The organism is Pseudomonas glycinae, from assembly GCF_001594225.2.
GTDB lineage: Bacteria > Pseudomonadota > Gammaproteobacteria > Pseudomonadales > Pseudomonadaceae > Aquipseudomonas > Aquipseudomonas glycinae.
The window spans coordinates 6,183,683-6,208,726 of record NZ_CP014205.2 but is presented as its reverse complement, the minus strand read 5'-3'; the positions used below and the strand labels follow the sequence as shown (position 1 = coordinate 6,208,726).

Genomic DNA, 25,044 nt, shown 5'->3' with positions numbered 1-25,044 from the left:
GCTTCGAAGCGATCAACACTCAGTGTTGATCAGTTGTATAGAAGGGTTTGCGTCCCCTTCGTCTAGTGGCCTAGGACACCGCCCTTTCACGGCGGTAACAGGGGTTCGAGTCCCCTAGGGGACGCCAGTTTTACAGAAGCGATGTTGCAAGATGTCGCTCCGCCGAGAGGCGAAAAATCCGGGGCTATAGCTCAGCTGGGAGAGCGCCTGCATGGCATGCAGGAGGTCAGCGGTTCGATCCCGCTTAGCTCCACCAATTTACAGTTCAAGGTCTGGCCACACCGGCCTTGAATCGATCAGTACTCAGCGCTGATCAGTTGTATAGAAGGTTTGTGTCCCCTTCGTCTAGTGGCCTAGGACACCGCCCTTTCACGGCGGTAACAGGGGTTCGAGTCCCCTAGGGGACGCCACGATTACCCGCTCTGCGGGATTTTATAAGGGTCATTCAATTATTGAATGGCCCTTTTGTTTGTCTGGCGTTTGGCCAAATCCTCTTTTTCCTTAACACTGTGCTTCAGACCAGCGGTCACGCTTGTGACTTGCGGAATATTATTATGAGAATAATATTGCTATCGTAATATTCGGAGGCGACGATGAACGACAAGAAAGCTCAAACCCGCGAACGCATTCTCAAGGCCGCCAGTGCTGCACTGATCCAGCGCGGCCCGGCTGAACCGAGCGTGGGCGAAGTGATGGGGGCGGCTGGCCTGACCGTCGGTGGCTTCTACGCCCACTTCGAAAGCAAGGACGCAATGATGCTTGAGGCGTTCAAGCAATTGCTCGGTCGCCGTCGCGACCTGATTGCCGAAATGGACAGCGAGCTGACCGGTGAAGAGCGCCGCGCCCTGGTGGCTGCGTTCTACCTGTCGCGCAAGCATCGTGATTCCAGCGATTCGGCGTGCCCGATTCCAGCCTCCATCGGCGAGTTGGGCCGTTTGCCAGAGGCGTTCCGGATCGCGTTGAACGAACACCTGGAATTGATGATTGCGCAGTTGGCCGCAACGCCGGAAGACACCGACAAAGCGTTGGCCGACGTGGCCTTGATGGTGGGTGGCCTGGCGCTCGCCAGGGCGTTGGGCCCTGGGGATTTATCCGATCGATTGCTGCGCGCTGCCAAGTCGGCGGTGCGTTGACCTGAAGGCTACAAGCCCGAGGAGAGAGCGATGAGCACGTTGAAGTGGGTTCGCGGCGTTAATGGCACCTTGGGCTGGTTCGCACCGAAACTGGTGGCGAGCAAAATGCGGCTGGCGTTCATGACGCCTCGCGCGAATACACCGCGGGATTGGGAGTTGCCGCTGCTGGCGAGATCCGAACGCATCACCTTGCGTTTCGGTCTTTCGGCCCTGCGTTGGGGGCAAGGCCCGACTGTCTTGCTGATGCACGGCTGGGAAGGGCGACCCACCCAGTTTGCCGCGTTGATCACGGCGCTGGTCGACGCGGGCTACACGGTTGTCGCGCTGGATGGTCCGGCCCACGGTCGCTCGCCGGGGCGCGAAGCCAATGTGGTGCTGTTCGCCCGTGCGATGCTTGAGGCCGCGGCCGAATTGCCGCCGTTGCAAGCGGTCATCGGCCATTCCATGGGCGGTGCCAGTGCCATGCTCGCGGTGCAATTGGGCTTGCGCACCGAAACCCTGGTGAGCATCGCCGCTCCAGCGCGAATTCTCGGGGTGTTGCGCGGATTTGCCCGCTACGTCGGCATGCCGCCCAGAGCTCGTTCCGCGTTCATTCGCGAGGTTGAACAGGACGTCGGCATGCGCGCCGCCACCCTCGATGTCGCCCACTATCAACTGGATATGCCAGGCCTGATCGTGCATGCCGAGGACGACACCTTCGTTTCGGTCAAGGAATCCCAATTGATCCACGAATCCTGGTTCGACAGTCGCTTGCTGCGCCTGGAGGCCGGCGGCCATCAACGCGTACTGGCCGACCCTCGGGTGATTGATGGCGTGTTATCACTGCTGGCCGGGCGCAGCCTTCAGGCGCGGCAATCGGCCTAGTCATCCGTTACACTGCCCCGGTTGAATCATTTGACCGGGAGTAGGGCATGGGCTGGGATCGGGCAACGCCGTTTACCATTGATCTGCAAGTGGGCGCCGAGGACATCGACGGGCTGGGCCACGCCAACAACGCGGTCTATGTGACCTGGCTCGAGCGCTGCGCCTGGCGCCACTCACAGCGCCTGGGCCTGGATCTGGTCGAGTACCGGCGGCTGGATCGGGCAATGGCCGTTGTACGCCACGAAATCGATTACCTGGCCGCCGCCTATGAAGGCGACGAGCTGCAACTGGCGACCTGGATCGTCGATTGGGACCAGCGCCTGAAAATGACCCGTCACTTCCAGCTGGTTCGCCCCAGCGACAACGCCACGCTGCTGCGCGCCCAGACCACCTTTGTCTGCATCGAACTGTCCACCGGCAAACCCAAGCGCATGCCCGCCGAGTTCATCGAAGGCTACGGCCCGGCCATACAGACGGCGGACATGGGTTTAACCCGCGAAACCCAGTAAACTGCCGCACGTTTTTCCTTGAGTGTGTGTTTCCCATGCAAATTGCTCTGGCGCCGATGGAAGGGTTGGTCGACGACATCCTGCGCGATGTCCTGACCCGTGTCGGCGGTATTGACTGGTGCGTGACCGAGTTCATTCGGGTCAACGACCAGTTGCTGACCCCGGCCTATTTCCACAAATTCGGCCCTGAACTGCTCAACGGTGCGCGCACCGCTTCCGGCGTGCCACTGCGTGTGCAGTTGCTGGGTTCCGATCCGGTGTGCCTGGCGGAAAACGCGGCGCTGGCCTGTGAGCTGGGCTCCGAAGTGATCGACCTGAACTTCGGTTGCCCGGCCAAGACCGTCAACAAGTCCCGTGGCGGTGCGGTACTGCTCAAGGAGCCGGAACTGCTCAATCGGATCGTCGAACACGTGCGTCGCGCCGTACCTGCGCACATTCCGGTTACCGCCAAGATGCGCCTGGGTTTCGACAGCCCGGACGGCTCGCTGGTGTGCGCCACGGCACTGGCCGAAGGCGGCGCCGAACACATCGTGGTGCACGCCCGGACCAAGGTCGACGGCTATAAGCCACCGGCCCATTGGGAGTGGATCCCGCGCGTACAAGATGTGGTCAAGGTGCCGGTATTTGCCAACGGCGACATCTGGAGCGTCGAGGACTGGCGACGCTGCCGGGAAATCAGCGGCGTCGAAGACATCATGCTCGGTCGCGGTCTGGTGTCGCGCCCGGACCTGGCCCGTCAGATCGCCGCCGCCCGTGCCGGCGAAGAAGTCGTCGAGATGACCTGGGCCGAGCTGATGCCACTGATCCAGGACTTCTGGCTGCAAGCCAAAGCGCAAATGACCGCGCGCCAATCGCCTGGCCGTTTGAAGCAATGGCTGGCCATGCTGACCCGCAATTATCCCGAAGCCGTCGAGCTTTTCACCGTGCTGCGCCGGGAGACCGAGCCGGATCAGGTCTCGCGTTTGCTGGGTTTGCCGGTCGCCGAAGCCGCCTGAAAAAAATCTTCAAACGATCTCTTGAAAACAAAACGCAGGTCCCTATCTAAGGGTTACGCGATGCCGAATTCGGGTCGCGGAGACAAAAAAACTTGCTGATTGTTTTCAGGAGATTTGAATCATGAGTACTGCATTTTCCCTCGCTCCACTGTTCCGTTCCTCGGTAGGTTTCGACCGTTTCAACGACCTGTTCGAAACCGCCCTGCGCAACGAGCCAGGCAGCACCTATCCGCCTTACAACGTGGAAAAACACGGTGACGATCAATACCGCATCGTCGTGGCGGCGGCCGGTTTCCAGGAAGAAGACCTGGAACTGCAAGTCGAAAAAGGCGTGCTGACCATCAGTGGCGGCAAGCGTGATGCCAATGAAGGCGTCACGTTCCTGCACCAGGGCATTGCCCAGCGTGCATTCAAGCTGTCCTTCCGCCTGGCCGATCACATCGAGATCAAGGCCGCCGGCCTGAGCAACGGTCTGTTGAGCATCGACCTGCTGCGCGTGATTCCGGAAGAGGCGAAAGCCAAGCGCATCCCGATCAATGGGGCGCAGCCGGCTCTGCAACACTGAGTCACTTGCAGAAACAAATCGTCTGAACGGGCGATAAGCCGCTGAATGAAGGCCCCGACACGTCGGGGCCTTTTTTGTGGGCGCAGGAAAATGGCTGTTCGACTTTGCCGCCAGCGGCGGTTTCTCTACAATCCGCCGCAGTTTAGCCGACCCCATCCTTAGCGGTCGGCCTGGAGCCTTTTTTCATGGACGATATTCAACAGCGCTGGCTGTGCGCCCTTTCTGCGCCAATGGCAGCGCTCAATACCGGCGCCGGGTATGACGACCCTGCCTTCTGCGACGACCGCTATATCGATCTGAAAGGCAGCTGGGGAATCGATGACCGGCGACAATTGTTCGACATGCTTCAATGGATGACGGACGACGGACATGCGAAGCACCTGAGTGGCGCCTATTTGGCATGGCAACGTTGTCTGCCGAGTGAATGGCAGCGCCTGCTCGAAGAACTGAGCCCCCGTGAGCGTGTTCTTCATGAGTTTGCCAGTCGCACTTTCGGCGGTTGTGGTCCAGGAGGGATCTTGTCCTGGGACTACGGGCGGATGGGGTTTCTATTGCGTTGCGCAGTGCGCAATCAGTGGATTGATCTGGCCGAAAGCAACTGGCTGCACAGTCGTTTGGCCGTCAGGGCGCAGTTTCACTACGGTAACTGGATGTCCTACTTCAATGGCTTTGTTGTGGGTCGCAGCTTTTGGTGCTGCCTGAACACAAGCGACGACGAGCTGGCCTGGGAGTTGGAGCGGCAGGGGGACAGTGCTCATAACCTGCGGATCACCCGCGGCCTCGCCCAGAACATCCCGCACTTTCTCGCCGACCTGCCCTGGCACATGGAAATTGATTCGTTACCCCGTCCGGCATCGCTCAAGGAGTTCGACTGGTCATGAGTTGCTGGATTCGCCTGGGCATCGAGCCCACCTCCGACGAAACCCTGATTCGCGATGCCTACCGCGCACGATTGCCGTCGCATCATCCGGAAACCGATCCTGAAGGATTTCAGGCGCTGCGCATGGCCTACGAAAACGCGTTGCGTCTGGCGCGGGAAGGCGAGGAAGAAGCGCCCGAGGAAGAAACTGAAGAGTCAGGGCAGGAGGTTGTCGAGGTCCCGCAGGCGTTCGTGGATTTCTGCGAATTACTTGACGATCCCGCGCGACGTTTCAACTTCGAGGCGTGGCAGGCATTTGTCCGGGTGCTGGACGAGCTGTCGCTGGAGCAGCTCGATGAAATCAGTTGGGGGCTCTACCACCGGATGGCCGACGCCGGCCCGCTGTCTTACCACTGCGCGAATCTGTTGGCCAAGCGTTTGGCCTGGCATCAGCAGTTACTGGATCTGGAATTCAACGACGCGCATCGGGTGGAAGCCTTTTTGCAGCGAATCGAAACGCCTGACCCGTTCGATACCGATCTGATGAGCGCCTGGTCAGTGGCTGCGCAAACCGAAACACTCTGGTACGCCCGCAGCCTCGACTTTATTTTCACCCAGCGTCCCCTCCATGAATTCGCCGACTTCGCCAGCCAGCACACGTGTCTGCCGTTGCCGGATGATGCTGTGTTCATGAAACGTTTACTGGTGCAGTTCACCCAAGCGGGCATCGGTGCACCGATATTTTTGCAGTGCTGTGTCGAAAAACAGCTGGAAGCACCGGATGACGTGGACTGGCTTTACCTGTTGGCGTGTCAGAGCAGTCTGCTGGGGCGGGACGATCAGGCATTGCCGTGCTGGATCCGACTGTGGAACGAGTTCCGCCATCCGATGGCCGAAAGTCGTCTGCTGGAATTATGCGCCAAGCGGCAACCGACTTTTCTGCCTTTGCTGATTCAGGCGTTCGATTGTCTGGGCGATTTCTCCGAGTGGCCTGCGGATCTCGGGGATGACGCGCAGGTATACGGCAGTCCGTCACAACGCCCCGAGACGCTGAACCGTTGGTTGGGTATTGGACGGTTGAAGCTCGATAGCCTGGCGCAAAGTTTTGTCGATTGGCGCATGACAGGCGATGAGCTCCCGTTGCTTGCCCAACTGCTGGGTGAGAATGCCGACAGCAGGCTGCTGCAACTGTACCGGCATGCCTGGGCGCTGCATCGCGGTGATGCGGTCTTGCTGCAGCGGATTCTGGATCAGCCGCTCCCGGTCGATGCGCTTGAATGCCTGGTGTTGAGCGGGTTCAAAGTTCAGGCCGGACAACATCTGCGCTGGTTGGAGAATGCGCCGATTGCGCAGGCTATGAGCGTATTCAGCGAAGCGGATTCAATATCGCAGCAATTGCCGCAGGCACTGACAACAGGCGAGCTGCACAAGGTCTGTCGCCTGTGGCTGCGTCGCTTGCGGCCCTACAGTGACACCGCCCTGGAACGCATCGCCGAAGCATTCACATTGGGCGCCGTCAAAGACGACTGTGACTTGTCCGAGCTCGATCTGCTCCTTCAGTTGAGCCGTCGCGGGATAGGGTTGCCGCCGGTCGGGCTGGGCGAGGCTGCCTGGGAGTGGCACGCTCAAACCGTGTTTTTGCTGGCGTTGCTGGATCAGCCGGAGCGCTGGCTGCCAATGATCGATGGGCAGTGCCTGGAGCGTCTGCCGTTCAGTCCGGCTCATCCTTTGAGTCGACTGCAGCCACTGTTGCGGCGGTTGCAACGCGAGCAAGGCAATTGCGACGGTTTACTGGGCTGGCTGCAAGGCAATGATCCGGTGCACGGCTTGTTGGTGCAGCACTTGTTCAGCGTGCAGCAGGCACTCGACAGCGCCCGATTGCCTGCCAATACTCTGCTTTACACCTGCATCGAGAGCGACCGCGCTGCGTGTGGCGACGATCTGTTGGGGCTGTTGATGTTCTGGGGCGTGCTCTATCACGACCCGAGCCTGAGCGCCGAGCAGCATCGTGCCTTGCTGCAGTCCATCGCGGCAGTCAGTTGCGAGGATGACTGGTTCGAAGGGTTTCGTGACGGCTTGATCAAGGGCGAGCCGGTGTGGCCGCCGCGCAAGGTGTTGACGGATTTTGGGGTCGACAAACTGTTGGCATACGAGGCCCTCGATTCGCTCAAGGCCATGGTTCGCTATGGCGCTGCCGGAGTGCCTAAAACGCGAGTGCTGCGCCAATTGCAGCAGGGCAAGGATGACGTGAAGAACAGTACCGGCTTGCGCCTGGCGCTGTGTGCCTTGCTGTCCTGGTCGGAGCGTTTGATGTTGGCCAAAAGTGATATTCAGCCGGTGCCAGCAGGGGCGATCTGGCGCCTGGGGTCGCGGCTGGGGCGCAAGGCTTTTATCGCCCAGGTCCTGGGGTGTGTGGTGATTACGCCGGTGGCAGGATTGATCAGCGGTACCACATTCTTTGGCATTCTGATCCTGTTACTGGGTGTTCTGCTGTTATTCGGTGCCACTCTGCGCCGTTTGCATGATATGGGACGAGGCCTGCCCACATTGCTGATATTCATGGCCGTGTCGCCGGTCTTGCCGTTTCTACCGCTGCTGCTGTTCGGCTTTCCCGGTGACAAGTTGCCCAACCGGTACGGGGTGCCACCGGACAGCGGCGGTGGCGAGATGCTGTCCGGTGGTCTGCAGGCTGCTCTGCGGCGACTCAACGGTTAGAGGCGCAGTTGATCCAGCGCCTTGTTGAGCTCTGAGCGGTGGCTGGCGATCTCGGCCGGCTGCTGTCCGCCGAGTACCGTGGTGAAGTTGTGCAGCCACTCGGCAATGTGTTCGCGCTGCGTGCCCAGACTTTGCATCCATGCCCGCTCCAGACGGGCCAGCAGTGTGCGGTTGGGCAATGCGTCGCGTGGATGGACCTTCAGAGTCGACAGACGGTTATGGCTGTCTATGCGTGCTTGTTCATCCAGCCCGGTGGGGCTGCGATCGATGCTGTGGCTGTGGCGTTCGCCGGTCTCTAGCAGCGTGACATCGACTTCGAGCAGACCGTTGATGTCGTAACTGAAGCGTACGTCCAGCTCCTGAATGTTATCGGTGGGCGTCAAGGTGACATCGAAAGCGTCAATGAGGATGTTGTCACGTACCCACGGCCGCTCACCCTGATTAACGGCAATGCGCAGCAGCTCCTGTCGGGGATGGGTTGTGTGGTAGCGCTCTACCCGTGACGTCGGGATGATGGTGTTGCGTTCGATGATCGGCGAAAAGGCGCCGTCGATGCCTTTGTCACGCATGGTTGCGATGCCCAGCGTATACGGGCAGACATCGGTCAGAATCAGTTCTTCGATCGCACCATCGCGCGCCTTGCAGGCCGCTTGCGTGGCCGCACCCAGTGCAACGAGGGTGTCGGGATCAAGATGCCGGTAGGGCAGGCGTCCGAACAGTGTGGCGACCAACTGTTGTACCGCAGGCATCCGCGTTGCCCCACCGACCAGCACCAGACTGTCGAGATCCCGTGGTTTCAGGCGCGCATCGCGCAGGGCCTGTTCGATCGGCGCGCGCAATCGTGCCAGCAACGGTTCCCAGATCTTCACGGCAGCGGCTTCATCCAGCGACCATTCGTACAGTTCGTCGGCATGGCGCCAGCTCAGCGATTGAGGTCCTTCGCCGAGTTTGCATTTGAGTTGTTCCAAGGCATCGCCCAGGCTGGCCATGCCTTGCGGATCAATCATCGACGGGGTCAGTTGCCAGCTTTTCAGACAGGCGTTCAGCAGTGCAGCGGTAAAGTCCTCCCCACCCAAAAAGTTGTCACCGGTGGACGCATGCACTTCAATCAGCGGCAACGCATATTCCAGCACCGTGACATCGAACGTCCCGCCGCCCAGATCGAAGATCAGCGTGCGTTCGAATTTTTGCTCGTGCAGCCCGTACGCCATTGCAGCGGCGGTCGGCTCGTTGATCAGTCGGGAAACCTTCAGGCCCGCCAGTTCGGCGGCGAACAGCGTGCGTTTGCGTTGCTCGTCACTGAAATACGCCGGCACGGAAATCACCGCTTCAGAAACCGGATGACCGAGAAAGGCTTCGGCGTCCTGCTTGAGTGAGCCCAGCACCAGTGCCGACAATTCTTCCGGGCTGAAGGTTTTGGTGCCGAGTTCAATCTGCCGGTCGCTGCCCATGAATCGCTTGAACGCGGCGGCCGTGCGTTCCGGGTGGGTCGTGAGGCGTGCGCGTGCGGCTTTGCCGACCAGAATGGTCTCGTCTTCATCGAGGCTGACCACCGACGGGGTCAGTACCTCGCCTAGGGCGTTGGGAATCAATCGGGCCTGACCGTCCTGCCAGACGGCGATCAAACTGTTGGTGGTGCCAAGGTCAATGCCCAGCAGGGCCGGGCGGGGGAGGGTTGCATCCTGCATGATCGATCTCGAAACAGCGCGAAAAAACGCGACCCTACAGGTTGCCGCCAGCCCTGGCAATTACCGGCCTGGGTCAATACTTGCGACAAGCAATCGCAGGTGTCGGGTCATTCCAGCAACCCCTTCAACCCCTCCAGCGGCAACGGCCGGCTGTGCAGATAACCCTGATACAAATGGCAGCCCAACCCCTGCAGGAAGGCCAGCTGTTCCGGGGTTTCCACGCCTTCGGCGATCACCTCCAATTCCAGGCTGCGGGCCATGGCGACGATGGCGCGGATGATTTCGGCGTCGTTGGGATCGCTGGTGGCGTCGCGGATAAACGACTGATCGATCTTCAGCGTGTCCACCGGCAATCGCTTCAGATAGGTCAACGATGAATAGCCGGTGCCGAAATCGTCCATGGCAAAACTCACGCCGAGTTTTTTCAGACGACGCATCTTGCTGATGGTGTCTTCCAGGTTCTGAATGACGATGCCTTCGGTAATCTCCAGTTTCAGCAACGAGCAGGGCAGGCCGTGGCTGCTCATGCTGTGTTCGATGCGCTCGACGAAGTCGTTCTGGCGGAACTGCCGGGGGCTGATGTTCACGCACAGGCTGAAAGCCAGAGGATCGATCAGCTTTTCGGCGATCAACTGCTTGAAGGCTTCGCACGCCTCGTCGAGGATCCAGGTGCCGACCTCCAGAATCAGCCCGCTGTCTTCCAGCACCTTGATGAATTCGGTGGGTGATTGCGCGCCGAGTTCCGGGTGATTCCAGCGCACCAGGGCTTCGGCGCCGATGATGCGATTGTCCCGGGCGTCGATCTGCGGTTGGTAATGCACGTCGAATTCGCCACGGGACAGCGCCAGGCGCAGGTCGGTCTCCATGCGCAGCCGTTCGCTGGCCGCTTTCTGCATGGTGTTGTGATACATCTGCGTGGTGTTGCGCCCCGAATCCTTGGCCCGGTACAGCGCAATGTCGGCGCGTTTGAGCAGGTCGGTCGGGGTCGAGCCGTGATCGGGAATCAGCGCCACGCCGATGCTCGGCGTCACTTGCAGGCGCTGGCCGTCGAGGAACATCGGCTCCGACAGCAACTCGCGAATGGTGTCGGCCAGCTCGCGCACCTGGGCACTGACTTCATTGCGCGTGCCCTCCAGACCGCTGAGCAACACCACGAATTCATCGCCACCGAGCCGCGCCACGGTGTCTTCCATGCGCACGCTGGCCTCAAGTCGTGCGGTGATGATTTTCAGCACCGTGTCGCCGACCGGATGCCCCAGCGAGTCGTTGATGTGCTTGAAGTGATCCAGATCGAGAAACAGCAGTGCGCCGCGCAGGTTGTGGCGCTTGAGCAGGGCGATTTGCTGGCTCAGGCGATCCATCAGCAGCGCGCGGTTGGGCAGGTTGGTCAGCGGGTCGTGATAGGCCAGATGGCGGATCTGCGCCTCGGCGTTCTTCAGCAGGCTGACGTCCCGGGCCGTGAGCAACAGGCAGGCGGTTTCGTTGAGAGTGATCGGCTCGACCGAGACTTCCACCGTCAGGATCTCGCCGCGCTTGTTGCGCCCGAGCATTTCCTGATGGTGTACGCGGCCCTTGATCTGCAGTTCGGCCAGCAGTGCCGAGCGCTGTTTTTCCTCGGCCCAGATGCCGACCTGGTACACGGTTTTGCCCACCACTTCGTCGGCGCGGTAGCCGGTGAGGCGGCAGAAACCGTCGTTGACCTCAAGATAACGTCCGGTGTCGCGCTCGGTGATGGTGATGGCGTCGGGACTGGAGTGGAACGCCTTGGCGAATTTCTCTTCGCTGGCCTTGAGCGCCGCTTCCGAGCGTTGTTGCTGGGTGATGTCGCGCAGCGTGGTAACGATGCACGGCTGGTTGCCGACGCTGATTTGACGGCTGGAAATCACGCAGGTCAGCGACTGGCCGTCCTTGTGCTGGACGATGATCGCGACATTGCTCAGGCCCTGTTCGCGGATCACCCGTTCGATGCGTTGCAGGCTTTTCGCCGAGGCGTCCCACAGGCCGATTTCTTCGGCGGTATGGCCGATCACATCAGCGGCGCTCCAGCCGAAAGTCTGGGAGAAACTGGAGTTGATCTCGATGAATTCCCCGGTTTCCTGGCGGGTCACGCAGATTGGATCGGGGCTGACCTGGAACAGCGTGGCGAATTTCTCTTCCGAAGCCACCAGCCGTTGCTCGCGTTCAACCTGATCGGTGATGTCCAGCAGGGTGCCGGCCATCCGCAGCGGTACGCCGTTGTCGTCGCGATAGAGGCGGGCACGGCTTTCGAGGTAGCGCGAGCTGCCGTCCGGCAGTTGCACGCGGTATGTCAGCTGATAATTGCCCGCCGGGCCTTCGCGCAGGCTGCGATAGGCGTCGCGCATGCTGTCGCGCTCTTCGCCGGGGACACCCTCGAAAAACTCTTCGAACGACTCATGAAACGGTTTCGGCTCCAGACCGTGTAATTGCGCAGCGCGGGCCGAGCCGTAGAGCATGCCGCTGGGAATGTGCCAGTCCCAGGTGCCGAGTTGCGCCGAATCCAGTGCCAGATCGAGGCGTTCCTGGCTGTCTTTCAGGGCATGTTCGGCGGCTTTTCGTTCGGTAGTGTCGAGAAAAGTGCTGAGCAGGTAAGGCTGGCCTTCGAGTTCGACCTTTTGCGCACTGAGGATGCCGTCGTGGATCTGGCCATTGCTGGCGCGGAACTGCACCTCCATGCTGACCAGTTCGCCCTTGGCCTTGGTCTTCTTGACCAGCTCCGCCCGTTGCTCGGGATGCACCCACAGGCCCAGTTCCAGGGTGGTGCGCCCGATGGCGCTTTGTACCGGCCAGCCGAACAGGCTTTCGAAATACTGGTTGGCCTCGCTGATCAGGCCGTCTTCCTGACGGGTCAGTAGCACCATGTTCGGGCACAGATGAAACAGTGTCGCAAAACGTTTCTCCGAACTGCTGAGCGCCTGTTCCCGTTGCCGCTGGTGGGTGATTTCGCGGATCACCCCGATCATTCGGGGCCGACCGTGTTTGTCGGGGAGCAGGCTGCCGTTGATCTCCAGCCAGTGCAGGCTGCCGTCGGGCCAGCGGATGCGGTGGTGCATTGCCTGTTCCAGCGGCGCGCCGGCAATCACGGCGTGGAAGGCGCGGATGGTTTTCGCCCGGTCTTCCGGTGGCAGCAGGTCAAGGTATTCCAGGTCTTCGGGCAGCGGTTGCCGCGGGTCGAAGCCGAACAAGGCCTGAGTGCCGCGCGACCAGCTGATCTGCCCGCGCTCGATGTCCCAGTACCAGGCGCCAAGCCGGGCACCGTTGAGCGCCGCGAGCAATTGCGGCGCACTCTCCCAGCTCTGCTCGGATCGCCGTGGATCAATGGCCTGAATACGCGGCATCGGCGGAATACGGTCAACAGATTTCGGCATTGTTAAGGGGCCTTGAGCTGATTTGGGCGTTTGGCACAGGGGCGGCAGCTCTATAGGAGTAGCACAAGTTAGCCGAGAGTCCCTGGCAGATCGATTTGAGCGTCCAGCAGGGCCATAAACGCCCGTGCAGCATTCGACAGCGTCCTTTCAGTGTGCAGGATATAGCCTAGCTGGCGACTGAGCTGTATGCCCGGTAAAGGTATGCGCGCCACCTGCTCATCGAGCATCGTGCGCGGCAAAACGCTCCAGGCCAGGCCGATCGACACCATCATCTTGATGGTTTCCAGGTAGTTGGTGCTCATGGCGATGTTCGGCGTCAGGCCCTGAGCCTCGAACAGCCGTTGGACAATATGGTGGGTAAAGGTGTTGCCGCCGGGGAAAACCGCCGGATGGCCGGCAATGTCCGCCAATGTGACGGCGCCATTGCTGATCAATGAATGTTCCGGGGCGACCACGAAATCCAGCGGGTCATCCCACACCGGGGTGGCCTTGACCAGGGTGTGCGGCTCCGGCGCAAGGGTGATGACTGCCAGTTCCGCGCGGCCGTGGAGAATTTCCTCGTAGGCCACTTCCGAATCGAGGAACTGAATATCCAGCGCCACCTGTGGGTAACGGCGGGTGTATTCCCTCAATAAGGGCGGCAGACGGTGCAGGCCGATGTGGTGACTGGTGGCCAGGGTCAGGCGACCGGTGACTTCACCGGTCAGGTTGGTCAGGGCGCGGCGGGTGTCATCGAGTACGTTGAGAATCTGGTAGGCCCGTGGCAGCAGGGCCCGGCCGGCCTCGGTCAGGCCCACTTCACGGCCCAGCCGGTCGAACAGCCGCACATTCAGTTGCTGCTCCAGGCCAGCGATGCGTTTGCTGATCGCCGGTTGCGTCAGGTGCAGCCGTTCGCCGGCGCCGGAGAAGCTTCCGGTCTCGGCAATCGCGATAAAAGCATTGAGGTTGGCCAGGTCCATGTTCGTATTCCAGTTGGTTATCCAAAGCATAAAAAATATGAATTTGAGTTATTTAATCTAACCCCATAGGATCGGCCTCACAAGCCAAAGGGTTATTGATAAGCCCAAGGCATAGAAACAAGCTGATGAGGAACCGTCTGATGGCCGGCAAAACGCTCTACGACAAGCTCTGGGATTCGCATTTGGTCAAGCAGCGCGACGATGGCTCGGCGCTGATCTATATCGATCGTCACATCATTCACGAAGTGACCTCGCCGCAAGCCTTTGAAGGCCTGCGTCTGGCCGGACGCAAGCCGTGGCGCATCGATGCCAACATCGCCACCCCGGACCACAACGTACCGACCACCCCGGAGCGCAAGGGCGGCATCGAAGCCATTGCCGACCAGGTTTCGCGTTTGCAGGTCCAGACCCTCGACGACAACTGCGATGAATACGGCATCGTCGAATTCAAGATGAACGACGTGCGCCAGGGCATCGTTCACGTGATCAGCCCGGAGCAGGGCGCGACCTTGCCGGGCATGACCGTGGTCTGCGGCGACTCGCACACCTCGACCCACGGCGCGTTCGGCGCCTTGGCCCACGGTATCGGCACTTCCGAGGTCGAGCACGTGCTCGCCACCCAGTGCCTGGTCGCCAAGAAAATGAAGAACATGCTGGTGCGCGTCGAAGGCCAGTTGCCGTTCGGCGTGACCGCCAAGGACATCGTTCTCGCGGTGATCGGCAAGATCGGCACCGCTGGCGGTAACGGCCATGCGATCGAGTTCGCCGGTAGCGCGATCCGCGATCTGTCGATCGAAGGCCGCATGACCATCTGCAACATGTCCATCGAAGCGGGTGCCCGCGTGGGCCTGGTGGCGGCGGACCAGAAGACTGTGGATTACGTCAAGGGTCGTCCGTTCGCACCGAAAGGTGCCGAGTGGGATCTGGCGGTCGAGTCCTGGAAAGACCTGGTGTCCGACGCCGATGCGCATTTCGACACCGTGGTCGAGCTCGACGCCACGCAGATCAAGCCGCAGGTCAGCTGGGGCACTTCGCCGGAAATGGTCTTGGCCGTTGATCAGAACGTGCCGGACCCGGCTAAAGAGATGGATCTGGTCAAACGCGACTCGATCGTCCGTGCCTTGAAATACATGGGTTTGACCGCCAATCAGGCGATCACTGACATTCAGCTCGATCGCGTATTCATCGGTTCCTGCACCAACTCGCGGATCGAAGACTTGCGCGCTGCGGCGGTGATCGCCAAGGGCCGCAAAGTTGCGTCGACCATCAAGCAGGCCATCGTGGTGCCGGGTTCGGGTCTGGTGAAGGCTCAGGCCGAGGCCGAGGGTCTGGACAAGATCTTCCTCGAAGCCGGTTTCGAATGGCGCGAGCCGGGTTGCTCGATGTGCCTGGCGATGAACCCGGACCGTCTGGAGTCCGGCGAGCATTGCGCCTCGACGTCCAACCGTAACTTCGAAGGCCGTCAGGGCGCCGGTGGCCGTACCCACCTCGTCAGCCCGGCCATGGCCGCTGCGGCGGCGGTGAACGGTCGTTTCATCGACGTTCGTGAATTGATCTAAAGGAGCGCAGCATGAAAGCTTTTACCCAGCACACTGGTCTCGTTGCGCCTCTGGATCGTGCCAACGTCGACACCGACCAGATCATTCCGAAGCAGTTTCTGAAATCGATCAAACGCACCGGTTTCGGCCCGAACCTGTTCGACGAGTGGCGTTACCTCGATGTGGGTCAGCCGTATCAGGACAACTCCAAACGTCCGCTGAACAAGGAATTCGTGCTCAACGCCGAGCGTTATCAAGGCGCCAGCGTGTTGTTGGCCCGCGAGAACTTCGGTTGTGGCTCCAGCCGTGAACACGCGCCGTGGGCGCTGGAAGAGTACGGTTTCCGCAGCATCATCGCGCCGAGCTATGCCGATATCTTCTTCAACAACAGCTTCAAGAACGGTTTGCTGCCGATCATCCTGAGCGACGCCGAAGTCGACGAGCTGTTCAAGCAGGTCGAGGCCGCGCCGGGCTATCAGTTGCAGATCGATCTGCACGAGCAGACCGTGACCAGCCCGAACGGCAAGGTCTATCGCTTCGAGATCGACGCCTTCCGCAAACACTGCCTGCTCAACGGCCTGGACGACATCGGCCTGACCCTGCAGGACGGTGATGCGATTGCCGCATTCGAAGCCAAACATCGCGCGAGCCAGCCTTGGTTGTTCCGCGACGCGTGATTGATTCGAGATTGATGTAGTCAGGTCCGGCCCCATCGCTGGCAAGCCAGCTCCCACAATGTTTGCGGTGTTCATCAAACCTGTGGGAGCTGGCTTGCCAGCGATGAGGCCGGATCAAGCAACCCAAGATCAAAGGGAAGTCCCCATGACCAGCACCGCCCACAGTCAGGTTGTACAAAAGCAATTCGGTGAACAGGCCGCCGCCTACCTGAGCAGCGCCGTTCACGCTCAAGGCACTGAATTTGCGCTGCTGCAGGCTGAGCTGGCGGGGCAGGGCGAGGCACGGGTACTGGATCTGGGTTGTGGCGCCGGGCACGTGAGTTTTCACGTCGCCCCGTTGGTGAAAGAAGTGGAGGCCTATGACCTGTCGCAGCAGATGCTCGACGTGGTGGCCGCCGCTGCCGTTGATCGCGGCTTGAGCAACGTGTCCACGGTCAACGGCGCCGCCGAGCGTCTGCCGTTTGCCGATGGCGAATTCGACTTCGTGTTCAGCCGCTATTCGGCGCACCATTGGAGCGATCTCGGCGTGGCCTTGCGCGAAGTGCGCCGGGTGCTGAAACCAGGTGGCGTGGCGGCGTTCATCGATGTGCTGTCGCCGGGCAGTCCGCTGTTCGACACCTATTTGCAGAGCGTCGAAGTGCTGCGCGACACCAGCCATGTGCGCGATTATTCCGCCGGTGAGTGGTTGCGCCAGGTCAGCGAGGCCGGGCTGCACACCCGCAGCACCACGCGTCAGCGCCTGCGTCTGGAGTACACCAGCTGGGTCGAGCGCATGCGCACGCCTGAAGTGATGCGCGCCGCGATCCGCCAGTTGCAGCAATCAATGGGCAACGAAGTACGCGATTATTTTGAAATTGAGGCCGATGGTTCGTTCAGTACAGATGTACTGGTGCTCTGGGCTGAAAAGTAATCCTGAAACGATAAGTATTTTTCCGGGCGCGCCAGTCGATGGCGCACCGACTAAAGACACGAGGAAAGCATGAGCAAGCAGATTCTGATTCTCCCAGGCGACGGTATTGGTCCGGAAATCATGGCCGAAGCGGTCAAGGTGCTGGAGCTGGCCAACGACAAGTACAGCCTGGGCTTCGAGCTGAGCCATGACGTGATCGGTGGCGCCGCCATCGACAAGCACGGCGTGCCGCTGGCCGACGAAACCCTCGATCGTGCCCGCGCTGCCGACGCTGTGCTGCTGGGCGCCGTCGGCGGCCCGAAATGGGACACCATCGAGCGTGACATCCGCCCTGAGCGCGGCCTGCTGAAAATCCGTGCGCAACTGGGCCTGTTCGGCAACCTGCGTCCGGCGATCCTGTACCCGCAACTGGCTGACGCTTCGAGCCTGAAGCCGGAAATCGTTGCCGGCCTGGATATCCTGATCGTCCGTGAGCTGACCGGCGGCATCTACTTCGGCGCGCCGCGTGGCACCCGTACCCTGGAAAACGGCGAGCGCCAGTCCTACGACACCCTGCCGTACAGTGAGAGTGAAATCCGCCGTATCGCCCGTGTCGGTTTCGACATGGCCCGCGTGCGTGGCAAGAAACTGTGCTCGGTGGACAAGGCCAACGTGCTGGCGTCCAGCCAACTGTGGCGTGAAGTGGTCGAGCAGGTCGCCAAGGATTACCCGGACGTCGAACTGAGCCACATGTACGTCGACAACGCCGCCATGCAACTGGTGCGTGCGCCGAAGCAGTTCGACGTGATCGTCACCGACAACATGTTCGGCGACATCCTGTCCGACGAAGCGTCGATGCTCACCGGCTCCATCGGCATGCTGCCGTCGGCCTCGCTGGACGCCAACAACAAGGGCATGTACGAGCCTTGCCACGGTTCCGCGCCGGACATCGCGGGCAAAGGCATCGCCAACCCGCTGGCGACCATTCTCTCGGTGTCGATGATGCTGCGTTACAGCTTCAATCTGCAGGACGCGGCGGATGCCATCGAGAAAGCGGTCAGCGTGGTGCTGGATCAGGGTCTGCGCACCGGCGACATCTTTTCGACCGGTTGCACTAAAGTCGGTACGCAGGAAATGGGTGACGCAGTAGTCGCCGCGCTGCGGAATCTGTAATCTCTCGGGCCCGCTGCGAAATTCAATACAAAGCAGCGGCCCACTTTTCAAGAAGGTGTAGTTGCGATGAAACGTGTAGGTCTGATCGGTTGGCGCGGCATGGTCGGTTCCGTGCTCATGCAGCGGATGCTGGAAGAGCAGGATTTCGATCTTATCGAGCCGGTGTTTTTCACCACTTCCAATGTCGGTGGCCAAGGCCCGTCCGTGGGCAAGGACATTGCTCCGCTCAAGGACGCTTACAGCATTGAAGAGCTGAAGACCCTCGACGTGATCCTGACCTGCCAGGGCGGCGACTACACCAGCGAAGTGTTCCCGAAGCTGCGCGAAGCCGGCTGGCAGGGTTACTGGATCGACGCGGCCTCGAGCCTGCGGATGAACGACGACGCCGTCATCATCCTCGATCCGGTCAACCGCAAGGTCATCGACCAGCAGCTTGACGCGGGCACCAAGAACTACATCGGCGGCAACTGCACCGTCAGCCTGATGCTGATGGGCCTGGGCGGTCTGTTCGAAGCCGGTCTGGTCGAGTGGATGAGCGCCATGACCTATCAGGCGGCGTCCGGTGCCGGCGCGCAGAACATGCGTGAACTGATCAAGCAGATGGGTGCGACCCACGCCGCTGTCGCCGATCAACTGGCCGATCCTGCCAGCGCGATCCTCGACATCGACCGTCGTGTGGCCGAAGCCATGCGCAGCGACGCGTACCCGACCGAAAACTTCGGCGTACCGCTGGCCGGCAGCCTGATCCCGTGGATCGACAAGGAACTGCCGAATGGCCAGAGCCGCGAAGAGTGGAAGGCCCAGGCCGAGACCAACAAGATCCTCGGTCGCTTCAAGAGCCCGATCCCGGTCGACGGTATCTGCGTGCGCATCGGCGCCATGCGTTGCCACAGCCAGGCGCTGACCATCAAGCTGAACAAAGACGTGCCGATCGCCGACATCGAAGGGCTGATCAGTCAGCACAACCCTTGGGTCAAGCTGGTGCCGAACAACCGTGAAATCAGCATGCAGGAGCTGAGCCCGACGAAAGTCACCGGCACCCTGAACGTACCGGTCGGTCGTCTGCGCAAGCTGAACATGGGGTCGCAGTTCGTTGGTGCCTTCACCGTCGGCGACCAACTGCTGTGGGGCGCGGCCGAACCGTTGCGCCGCATGCTGCGGATCCTGCTTGAGCGTTGATCGCTTGAAGCTGTGAAAAAAACCGTGCCTTGTGAGAGGTACGGTTTTTTTATGCCTGACTGTTCTCGGGTGCCTGGTCTGGTCCCATCGCTGGCAAGCCAGCTCCCACAGTGTTTGGTGTCGGCCCCGGTTTTTATTGCACCATAGAAACCTGTGGGAGCTGGCTTGCCAGCGATGAGGTCGGTACAGGTGGCACTAATCCCCGGCAGAAATTGCCTGTGCGCCAGTCTGCCGGTAAAGTGCCGCTCCCCCCGTTTCGCCAGAGGTAGCAACATGACCCAGACCCTTGATATTGCCGTGATCGGCGCCACCGGTACTGTCGGCGAAACCCTTGTGCAGATTCTCGAGGAGCGCGACTTCCCGGTCGGCACCTTGCACCTGTTGGCCAGCAGCGAATCCGCCGGCAGCTCGGTGCTGTTTCGCAACAAGAACGTGCGCGTGCGTGAAGTCGACGAGTTCGATTTCAGCAAGGTCAAGCTGGCGTTCTTCGCCGCCGGCCCGGCCATCACCCTGAGTTACGCCGCCCGCGCTCACGCGGCGGGTTGCTCGCTGGTTGATCTGTCCGGCGCCTTGCCGGCGGATCAGGCGCCGCAAGTGGTGCCGGAAGCCAATGCCGAGGTGCTGGCCGGTTTGAAAGCACCGTTCCAGGTCAGCAGCCCGAGCCCGTCGGCCACCACATTGGCCGTGGTGCTGGCGCCGCTGCTCGATCTGATCGAGCTGCAATATGTGCACGTCACCGCCAATCTGGCGGTTTCCGCCCAGGGCCGCGAAGCCGTGACCGAACTGGCGCGCCAGACCGCCGAGCTGCTGAACATGCGTCCGCTGGAGCCGACATTCTTCGACCGGCAGATGGCTTTCAACCTGCTGGCCCAGGTCGGTACGCCCGACGCGCAAGGTCACACGCTGCTGGAAAAACGTCTGGTGCGCGAGCTGCGTCAGGTGCTGGCCAAGCCTTTATTAAAGATTTCCGCAACTTGCGTTCAAGCCCCGGTGTTTTTTGGCGATAGCTTTAGCGTGACCTTGCAGTCAGCGAGCGCGGTCGACCTGGAAAAGGTCAACGCCGCGCTTGAAGAGGCCGAGGGTATCGAGCTGGTCGAGGCCGGCGATTATCCGACCGCCGTCGGTGACGCGGTCGGGCAGGACGTGGTCTACGTCGGGCGGGTGCGCGCCGGTGTCGACGAGCCGTCGGAACTTAATCTGTGGCTGACGTCAGATAACGTACGCAAAGGTGCGGCCCTCAACGCCGTGCAGGTCGCCGAGTTGTTGATAAAAGACCTGCTGTAAAAGATACTTGGCAACAATTTGTCGACTGATTCTAGCCGGGCGCTATGCTTGGCCAGATCGCTTGATGACGCGACACCCTCCGGGACTTTCCGGGGCATCAAAGAAATGATCGCGCGCGGCATGCTGTCGTCGTCGCGCGCAATGCCTTACGGCAGCGACTATCAACATCTTCTCGCTGGCCGAGGAACGTTCAAACAAAGGAAGAGGCTATGGTTCAAGTTCGCAAACTGGTGTTAGCAATAGCGGCCGCCTCGGCGCTGTCCTCCGGTATGGCGCATGCCCTCGGGCTCGGGGAGCTGACCCTGAAGTCGACCCTGAACCAGCCGCTGGTGGCGGAAATCGAGCTGCTCGATGTCAAGGATCTGACCGCTGCCGAAGTGGTGCCGAGCCTGGCCTCGCCGGAAGATTTCGCCAAGGCTGGCGTCGATCGCCAGGCCTTCCTCAATGATCTGACCTTCACCCCGGTGCTCAACGCCAGCGGCAAAAGCGTGCTGCGTGTAACGTCGAGCAAGCCGCTGTCGGAACCGATGGTGAAATTCCTCGTGCAGGTGATGTGGCCCAACGGCCGTCTGCTGCGTGATTACAGCGTGCTGCTGGATCCATCGAAGTTCTCGCCGCAGACCGCTGATGCCGCCGCCCAGCCTGCGCCGGCGCAAACCATCACCGCTCCGACCACCGGCGCCACGCATTCAACCCACACCACCACGCCGCGCGACACCCTGTGGGAAATCGCCGCCAAGGCGCGCACCGGCGGTTCGGTGCAGCAGACCATGCTGGCGATCCAGGCCTTGAACCCGGACGCGTTCATCGGCGGCAACATCAACCGCCTGAAAACCGGTCAGGTGCTGCGTCTGCCGGATCAGGTGCAAAGCACCGCACTGCCGCAGTCCAAAGCGATTGCCGAAGTGGCGGCGCAGAACGAAGCCTGGCGGCAGGGTCGTCGTTATGTGGCCAAGCCGGGCACCGGTCAGCAGCAGCTCGATGCGACCAATCGTGGTCGCGCCAATACCGGTGCTGCGCAAAACGCCAAGGACAACCTGAGCCTGGTGTCAGCCGAAAGCGCCAAGGCGCGTGGCAAGGGTCCGGCCGGCGATGCCAAGGCCCTGAGCAACAAACTGGCGGTCACTCAGGAAAGTCTCGACACCACCCGTCGTGACAACGAAGAGCTGAAAAGCCGCATGGCCGATCTGCAAAGCCAGCTGGACAAGCTGCAACGCCTGATCGAGCTGAAGAACAATCAACTGGCGAAGATGCAGGCCGAAGGTTCGGGCTCGGCTCCGGCCACAACGGCCCCTGTTGTTCCTGCGATCACTGCGGAGCTGGCAACCACGCCACCGGCGACTCCAGCAGAGGTTGCGCCAGTCGCACCTGCGCCTGAGGCTGCTGCTCCGGCCCCGGTCGAGCCGGTTGTCGAGCCTGTGGTTGAAACCACGCCCGCCGTCAATGACGAGAAAACCTTCAACGAACTGCTGACCAATCCAATCCTGTTGGGTCTGGTCGGTGGCGGTGCAGTGGTCCTGCTGCTCCTGTTGTTGCTGCTGGCCCGTCGCCGCAAGGCGCAACAGGAAGCCGAAAAACACCTGCGTATGGCACGTGCGCTGGAGGAGCAGTCCTTCTCCCAGGATCTCGATCTGCCGGAAAGCAGCTTCGAAGGTCTGGAGGTGCCAGCCGCCAGCGTCAAGCTGACCCCGGCTCCAGCTCCAGCAGCGGCGCCTGCCGCCGCTGCTGTAGTTGCGCCCGTCGTGATGGCCGAGCCGATCGCCGCGCCGTTGGTGGCGCCGGCCGCCGAGCGTTCCGACGACGTGCTGGACAAGGCGCAGTCGCACATCGACGGCGGTCGTTTGAATCAAGCCGCCGCGTTGCTGGAGGAGGGCGTGAGCCTGGAGCCGCAGCGCAGCGATCTGCGTCTGAAGCTGATGGAGGTTTACGGTCGCCAGGGTGATCGCGATGCCTTCGTCGGTCAGGAGCGTCAACTGGTTGCCAATGGCGACAACTTCGCCAAGGTCGAAGAGCTGAAAAGCCGCTTCCCGGCCATGGCGGTCGTCGCGGCCAGCGGTCTGGCGGCAGCGGCGATTGCCGCCGAACTGGACGCGGAATACGTCAAGGAGCTGCTGCTCGACGAGCCTGAAGCGCCGGCTGCTTCTGCTGCGGCAGATGACGATCTGGACAGCGCTTTCGACCTGAGCCTCGACGATCTCGACAACATCACGCCAGTTGAACCTGTGGCGGCTGTCGAGCCGGAAACGCCGGTCGAGCTGGACGCATTCCCGACTGACGACGACCTGAGCTTCGAGTCGGTGCTGCAACAGCAGACCGACATCAAGGAAAACCTCGACGACCTGTCGGACTTCGACCTGGATCTGGACCTCGGTGCCGATCCTGCGCCTGCGCCGGTCGAGTTGGCAGACGATGACTTCCTGCTGGATCTGGACGAAGGCGTGAAGGATCTGCCGCTGGTCGAAACCCCGGCCGTGACCGACGTGCCGCAGGACGATCTGGAACTGCCAGCCGATTTCGACCTGTCCCTGGCTGACGAAATGGACGCTGCACCAGCCGAGCCGGACGCGTTCGCCGCCGAGCTGGACGACGTCAACGCTGAGCTGGATCGTCTGTCGAGCAGCATCAACGAGCCAAGCTTCACCGAAGCTGATGCTGCGTTGGGTGATGATCTGGGTGAGGATGACTTCGACTTCCTGTCCGGCACCGACGAAGCCGCGACCAAGCTCGATCTGGCGCAGGCCTACATCGACATGGGCGACAACGACGGTGCGCGCGACATCCTCAATGAAGTCATCAGCGAGGGCAACGACAAGCAGAAGAGCGAAGCGAGCGAAATGCTTTCGCATCTGGCCTGAGTCGGCATTCAGCGCTAAGCAAAACGGCAGCCCATGAGGCTGCCGTTTTTGTTTGGGTCTGGTTTCCCCGTCCCGCCGCCTTATAATGCCCGCCTTTGTAGATCAGCAGGCTGTACCGACTTGGCAAACATAGATAACCCGGCCGCCGAAATGGCACCCGAAGGCTTTTTCCGCGTCGCGCTGGGCGTTGAATACAAGGGCTCGCGCTACAGCGGCTGGCAGCGTCAGTCCACCGGTGTGCTCACCGTGCAGGAAACCCTGGAAAAAGCCCTGTCGAAGGTCGCCGACTCGCCGATCTCGCTGCAATGCGCGGGGCGCACCGACGCCGGTGTGCATGCGTGCGGGCAAGTGGTGCATTTCGATACCCAGGTCGACCGCTCGCTGAAAGCCTGGGTCATGGGCGCCAACATCAATCTGCCCCACGACATCAGCGTCAGTTGGGCGAAGGTCATGCCGGCGCATTTCCATGCGCGATTCAAGGCGATTGCCCGGCGCTATCGCTATGTGATCTACAACGATCAGATCCGCCCGGCGCATCTCAACGAAGAAATCACCTGGAATCACCGTCCGCTGGACGTCGAGCGCATGGCCGAGGCCGCGCAGTACCTGATCGGTACCCATGATTTCAGTGCCTTCCGTGCCGGCCAGTGCCAGGCCAAGTCGCCGATCAAGCAGATGCATCACCTGCGCGTGACCCGTCACGGCAAAATGATCGTTCTGGACATCCGCGCCAACGCGTTCCTGCACCACATGGTGCGCAACATCGCCGGCGTGCTGATGACCATCGGTGCCGGCGAGCGGCCGGTGGAGTGGATGAAAGAAGTGCTGGAGAGCCGTGAGCGGCGTTCCGGCGGGGTCACGGCGCATCCGTTCGGCCTGTATCTGGTGCAGGTCGAGTATCACGACGAGTTCCCGTTGCCCGAGCGTTTCATCGGGCCACATTTCCTTACGGGTTTCGCGGATCTTGACGGCTGACGCCCTCGAACGCATTTGTTACCATCCGGGACTTTCTCGGATTTGCCTTGGGGTTTTTATCGACATGTCAGCCGTTCGCAGCAAGATTTGCGGGATTACCCGCATGGAAGATGCGTTGGCAGCCGTCGAGGCCGGGGCCGATGCCATCGGTTTTGTGTTCTACGCTAAAAGTCCCCGGGCCGTGACCGTGCAGCAGGCGCGGGCGATCATCGCCGCATTGCCGCCGTTCGTGACCACGGTCGGGCTGTTCGTCAATGCCAGCCGCTGCGAGCTCGGGGAAATCCTCGATGCCGTGCCGCTGGATCTGTTGCAGTTCCACGGCGACGAAACCGCCGCCGAGTGTGAAGGCTGGCACCGGCCGTACATCAAGGCTTTGCGGGTCAAGGCGGGCGATGACATTGCCGCTGCCTGCGATGCCTACCCAAGTGCCAGCGGCGTGCTGCTCGACACTTATGTCGAAGGCGTGCCCGGCGGAACCGGCGAGGCGTTCGACTGGTCATTGATTCCGCAAGGCTTGAGCAAACCGTTGATTCTGGCCGGCGGCCTGACGCCGGAGAACGTCGCCGATGCGATCGCCCAAGTGCGGCCGTATGCCGTGGATGTCAGCGGCGGGGTAGAGGCGAGCAAGGGCATCAAGGATCACGCAAAGATTCGTGCATTCATCAACGCCGTACGCTGATGTGACGGCTGGCAGACTGCCGCCGTCCACAGCTCTGTAGAAAAGAGGCTGAGGGTCTTTTCGGGGTGTACGCAGGTCAGTTCCGCTGACCCGGCAGCCCGGCCGATCATCGCCACACATGA

The 25,044-nt window shown here is 61.2% G+C and carries 19 protein-coding genes and 3 tRNA genes; 19 read left to right on the top strand and 3 right to left on the bottom strand.

Going from position 1 to position 25,044, the window contains the following annotated elements; translation table 11 throughout:
* Positions 1-51: 51 nt before the first annotated feature.
* The 10 genes from AWU82_RS28440 to AWU82_RS28395 all read left to right on the top strand — a co-directional run bounded on the left by AWU82_RS28440 (position 52) and on the right by AWU82_RS28395 (position 7,640).
* Positions 52-127, top strand: a tRNA-Glu gene (locus AWU82_RS28440).
* Between the two features lie 53 nt (positions 128-180).
* A tRNA-Ala gene (locus tag AWU82_RS28435) sits at positions 181-256 on the top strand.
* A 78-nt stretch (positions 257-334) separates the two neighbouring features.
* Positions 335-410 (top strand) — tRNA-Glu (locus AWU82_RS28430).
* Positions 411-593: 183 nt separating this feature from the next.
* Entirely contained in the window at positions 594-1,133 is a 540-nt protein-coding gene (locus tag AWU82_RS28425) for a TetR/AcrR family transcriptional regulator (RefSeq protein ID WP_064378827.1), read from the top strand.
* Positions 1,134-1,163: 30 nt separating this feature from the next.
* Positions 1,164-1,997 (top strand): alpha/beta fold hydrolase, encoded by an 834-nt coding sequence (locus tag AWU82_RS28420; protein ID WP_064378828.1) that lies wholly within the window; start codon positions 1,164-1,166, stop codon positions 1,995-1,997.
* A gap of 47 nt (positions 1,998-2,044) precedes the next feature.
* Positions 2,045-2,506: an acyl-CoA thioesterase gene (locus AWU82_RS28415; protein WP_064378829.1), complete on the top strand. Its 462-nt coding sequence runs from the start codon at positions 2,045-2,047 to the stop codon at positions 2,504-2,506.
* A 35-nt stretch (positions 2,507-2,541) separates the two neighbouring features.
* Positions 2,542-3,501: a tRNA dihydrouridine synthase gene (locus AWU82_RS28410; RefSeq protein ID WP_011333343.1), complete on the top strand. Its 960-nt coding sequence runs from the start codon at positions 2,542-2,544 to the stop codon at positions 3,499-3,501.
* A 121-nt stretch (positions 3,502-3,622) separates the two neighbouring features.
* Positions 3,623-4,066 carry an Hsp20 family protein gene (locus AWU82_RS28405; protein WP_011333344.1) on the top strand — a complete coding sequence of 148 codons (444 nt, stop codon included), beginning with the start codon at positions 3,623-3,625 and terminating at the stop codon, positions 4,064-4,066.
* A 185-nt stretch (positions 4,067-4,251) separates the two neighbouring features.
* Entirely contained in the window at positions 4,252-4,947 is a 696-nt protein-coding gene (locus AWU82_RS28400; protein ID WP_064378830.1) for a DUF1266 domain-containing protein, read from the top strand.
* Positions 4,944-7,640 (top strand): J domain-containing protein, encoded by a 2,697-nt coding sequence (locus AWU82_RS28395; RefSeq protein ID WP_064378831.1) that lies wholly within the window; start codon positions 4,944-4,946, stop codon positions 7,638-7,640. The genes AWU82_RS28400 and AWU82_RS28395 overlap by 4 nt, the downstream gene beginning before the upstream one ends.
* Here AWU82_RS28395 and AWU82_RS28390 read toward each other — a convergent pair.
* From AWU82_RS28390 to AWU82_RS28380, 3 genes are all read right to left on the bottom strand, one after another.
* The gene (locus AWU82_RS28390) at positions 7,637-9,328 is read right to left on the bottom strand and encodes a molecular chaperone HscC (RefSeq protein WP_064378832.1); all 1,692 of its coding nucleotides are present in this window, start codon (positions 9,326-9,328) and stop codon (positions 7,637-7,639) included. The two genes, AWU82_RS28395 and AWU82_RS28390, sit on opposite strands and share 4 nt — an antisense overlap.
* Positions 9,329-9,435: 107 nt before the next feature.
* Positions 9,436-12,714, bottom strand: coding sequence for a bifunctional diguanylate cyclase/phosphodiesterase (locus AWU82_RS28385; protein ID WP_064378833.1), 3,279 nt, complete (start codon positions 12,712-12,714; stop codon positions 9,436-9,438).
* A 68-nt stretch (positions 12,715-12,782) separates the two neighbouring features.
* On the bottom strand, positions 12,783-13,673 hold the full coding sequence (locus AWU82_RS28380; protein ID WP_007956444.1) for a LysR family transcriptional regulator: 891 nt from the start codon (positions 13,671-13,673) through the stop codon (positions 12,783-12,785).
* Between the two features lie 140 nt (positions 13,674-13,813).
* On the opposite strand from AWU82_RS28380, the gene leuC reads away from it, so the two are divergent.
* From leuC to AWU82_RS28335, 9 genes are all read left to right on the top strand, one after another.
* A complete protein-coding gene (leuC, locus tag AWU82_RS28375; RefSeq protein ID WP_011333350.1) occupies positions 13,814-15,232 on the top strand; it encodes a 3-isopropylmalate dehydratase large subunit in 1,419 nt (472 codons plus the stop codon).
* Between the two features lie 11 nt (positions 15,233-15,243).
* Complete coding sequence (gene leuD / locus AWU82_RS28370) at positions 15,244-15,888, top strand: 3-isopropylmalate dehydratase small subunit (RefSeq protein WP_007956446.1); 645 nt, start codon at positions 15,244-15,246, stop codon at positions 15,886-15,888.
* 145 nt (positions 15,889-16,033) lie between these two features.
* Positions 16,034-16,798 carry a class I SAM-dependent methyltransferase gene (locus tag AWU82_RS28365; protein ID WP_064378834.1) on the top strand — a complete coding sequence of 255 codons (765 nt, stop codon included), beginning with the start codon at positions 16,034-16,036 and terminating at the stop codon, positions 16,796-16,798.
* Between the two features lie 69 nt (positions 16,799-16,867).
* On the top strand, positions 16,868-17,950 hold the full coding sequence (leuB, locus tag AWU82_RS28360; RefSeq protein ID WP_064378835.1) for a 3-isopropylmalate dehydrogenase: 1,083 nt from the start codon (positions 16,868-16,870) through the stop codon (positions 17,948-17,950).
* Between the two features lie 66 nt (positions 17,951-18,016).
* Positions 18,017-19,129: an aspartate-semialdehyde dehydrogenase gene (gene asd, locus AWU82_RS28355; RefSeq protein ID WP_011333354.1), complete on the top strand. Its 1,113-nt coding sequence runs from the start codon at positions 18,017-18,019 to the stop codon at positions 19,127-19,129.
* 273 nt (positions 19,130-19,402) lie between these two features.
* Complete coding sequence (locus AWU82_RS28350) at positions 19,403-20,413, top strand: aspartate-semialdehyde dehydrogenase (RefSeq protein ID WP_064378836.1); 1,011 nt, start codon at positions 19,403-19,405, stop codon at positions 20,411-20,413.
* A gap of 209 nt (positions 20,414-20,622) precedes the next feature.
* Positions 20,623-23,268, top strand: coding sequence for a motility hub landmark protein FimV (locus AWU82_RS28345; RefSeq protein WP_064378837.1), 2,646 nt, complete (start codon positions 20,623-20,625; stop codon positions 23,266-23,268).
* A 150-nt stretch (positions 23,269-23,418) separates the two neighbouring features.
* Positions 23,419-24,243, top strand: coding sequence for a tRNA pseudouridine(38-40) synthase TruA (gene truA / locus AWU82_RS28340; protein ID WP_064378838.1), 825 nt, complete (start codon positions 23,419-23,421; stop codon positions 24,241-24,243).
* 64 nt (positions 24,244-24,307) lie between these two features.
* Complete coding sequence (locus AWU82_RS28335) at positions 24,308-24,922, top strand: phosphoribosylanthranilate isomerase (RefSeq protein WP_064378839.1); 615 nt, start codon at positions 24,308-24,310, stop codon at positions 24,920-24,922.
* The last annotated feature ends 122 nt before the right edge of the window (positions 24,923-25,044 follow it).

Excerpts from the sequence above, each read along its gene's own strand:
- AWU82_RS28335 (WP_064378839.1), top strand. The coding sequence starts at position 24,308 with ATGTCAGCCGTTCGCAGCAAGATTTGCGGGATTACCCGCATGGAAGAT.
- truA (WP_064378838.1), top strand. The coding sequence starts at position 23,419 with ATGGCACCCGAAGGCTTTTTCCGCGTCGCGCTGGGCGTTGAATACAAG.
- AWU82_RS28410 (WP_011333343.1), top strand. The coding sequence starts at position 2,542 with ATGCAAATTGCTCTGGCGCCGATGGAAGGGTTGGTCGACGACATCCTG.
- asd (WP_011333354.1), top strand. The coding sequence starts at position 18,017 with ATGAAACGTGTAGGTCTGATCGGTTGGCGCGGCATGGTCGGTTCCGTG.
- AWU82_RS28345 (WP_064378837.1), top strand. The coding sequence starts at position 20,623 with ATGGTTCAAGTTCGCAAACTGGTGTTAGCAATAGCGGCCGCCTCGGCG.
- AWU82_RS28395 (WP_064378831.1), top strand. The coding sequence starts at position 4,944 with ATGAGTTGCTGGATTCGCCTGGGCATCGAGCCCACCTCCGACGAAACC.
- leuB (WP_064378835.1), top strand. The coding sequence starts at position 16,868 with ATGAGCAAGCAGATTCTGATTCTCCCAGGCGACGGTATTGGTCCGGAA.
- AWU82_RS28425 (WP_064378827.1), top strand. The coding sequence starts at position 594 with ATGAACGACAAGAAAGCTCAAACCCGCGAACGCATTCTCAAGGCCGCC.
- AWU82_RS28405 (WP_011333344.1), top strand. The coding sequence starts at position 3,623 with ATGAGTACTGCATTTTCCCTCGCTCCACTGTTCCGTTCCTCGGTAGGT.
- leuC (WP_011333350.1), top strand. The coding sequence starts at position 13,814 with ATGGCCGGCAAAACGCTCTACGACAAGCTCTGGGATTCGCATTTGGTC.
- AWU82_RS28365 (WP_064378834.1), top strand. The coding sequence starts at position 16,034 with ATGACCAGCACCGCCCACAGTCAGGTTGTACAAAAGCAATTCGGTGAA.
- AWU82_RS28380 (WP_007956444.1), bottom strand. The coding sequence starts at position 13,673 with ATGGACCTGGCCAACCTCAATGCTTTTATCGCGATTGCCGAGACCGGA.
- AWU82_RS28420 (WP_064378828.1), top strand. The coding sequence starts at position 1,164 with ATGAGCACGTTGAAGTGGGTTCGCGGCGTTAATGGCACCTTGGGCTGG.
- leuD (WP_007956446.1), top strand. The coding sequence starts at position 15,244 with ATGAAAGCTTTTACCCAGCACACTGGTCTCGTTGCGCCTCTGGATCGT.
- AWU82_RS28415 (WP_064378829.1), top strand. The coding sequence starts at position 2,045 with ATGGGCTGGGATCGGGCAACGCCGTTTACCATTGATCTGCAAGTGGGC.
- AWU82_RS28350 (WP_064378836.1), top strand. The coding sequence starts at position 19,403 with ATGACCCAGACCCTTGATATTGCCGTGATCGGCGCCACCGGTACTGTC.
- AWU82_RS28390 (WP_064378832.1), bottom strand. The coding sequence starts at position 9,328 with ATGCAGGATGCAACCCTCCCCCGCCCGGCCCTGCTGGGCATTGACCTT.
- AWU82_RS28400 (WP_064378830.1), top strand. The coding sequence starts at position 4,252 with ATGGACGATATTCAACAGCGCTGGCTGTGCGCCCTTTCTGCGCCAATG.
- AWU82_RS28385 (WP_064378833.1), bottom strand. The coding sequence starts at position 12,714 with ATGCCGAAATCTGTTGACCGTATTCCGCCGATGCCGCGTATTCAGGCC.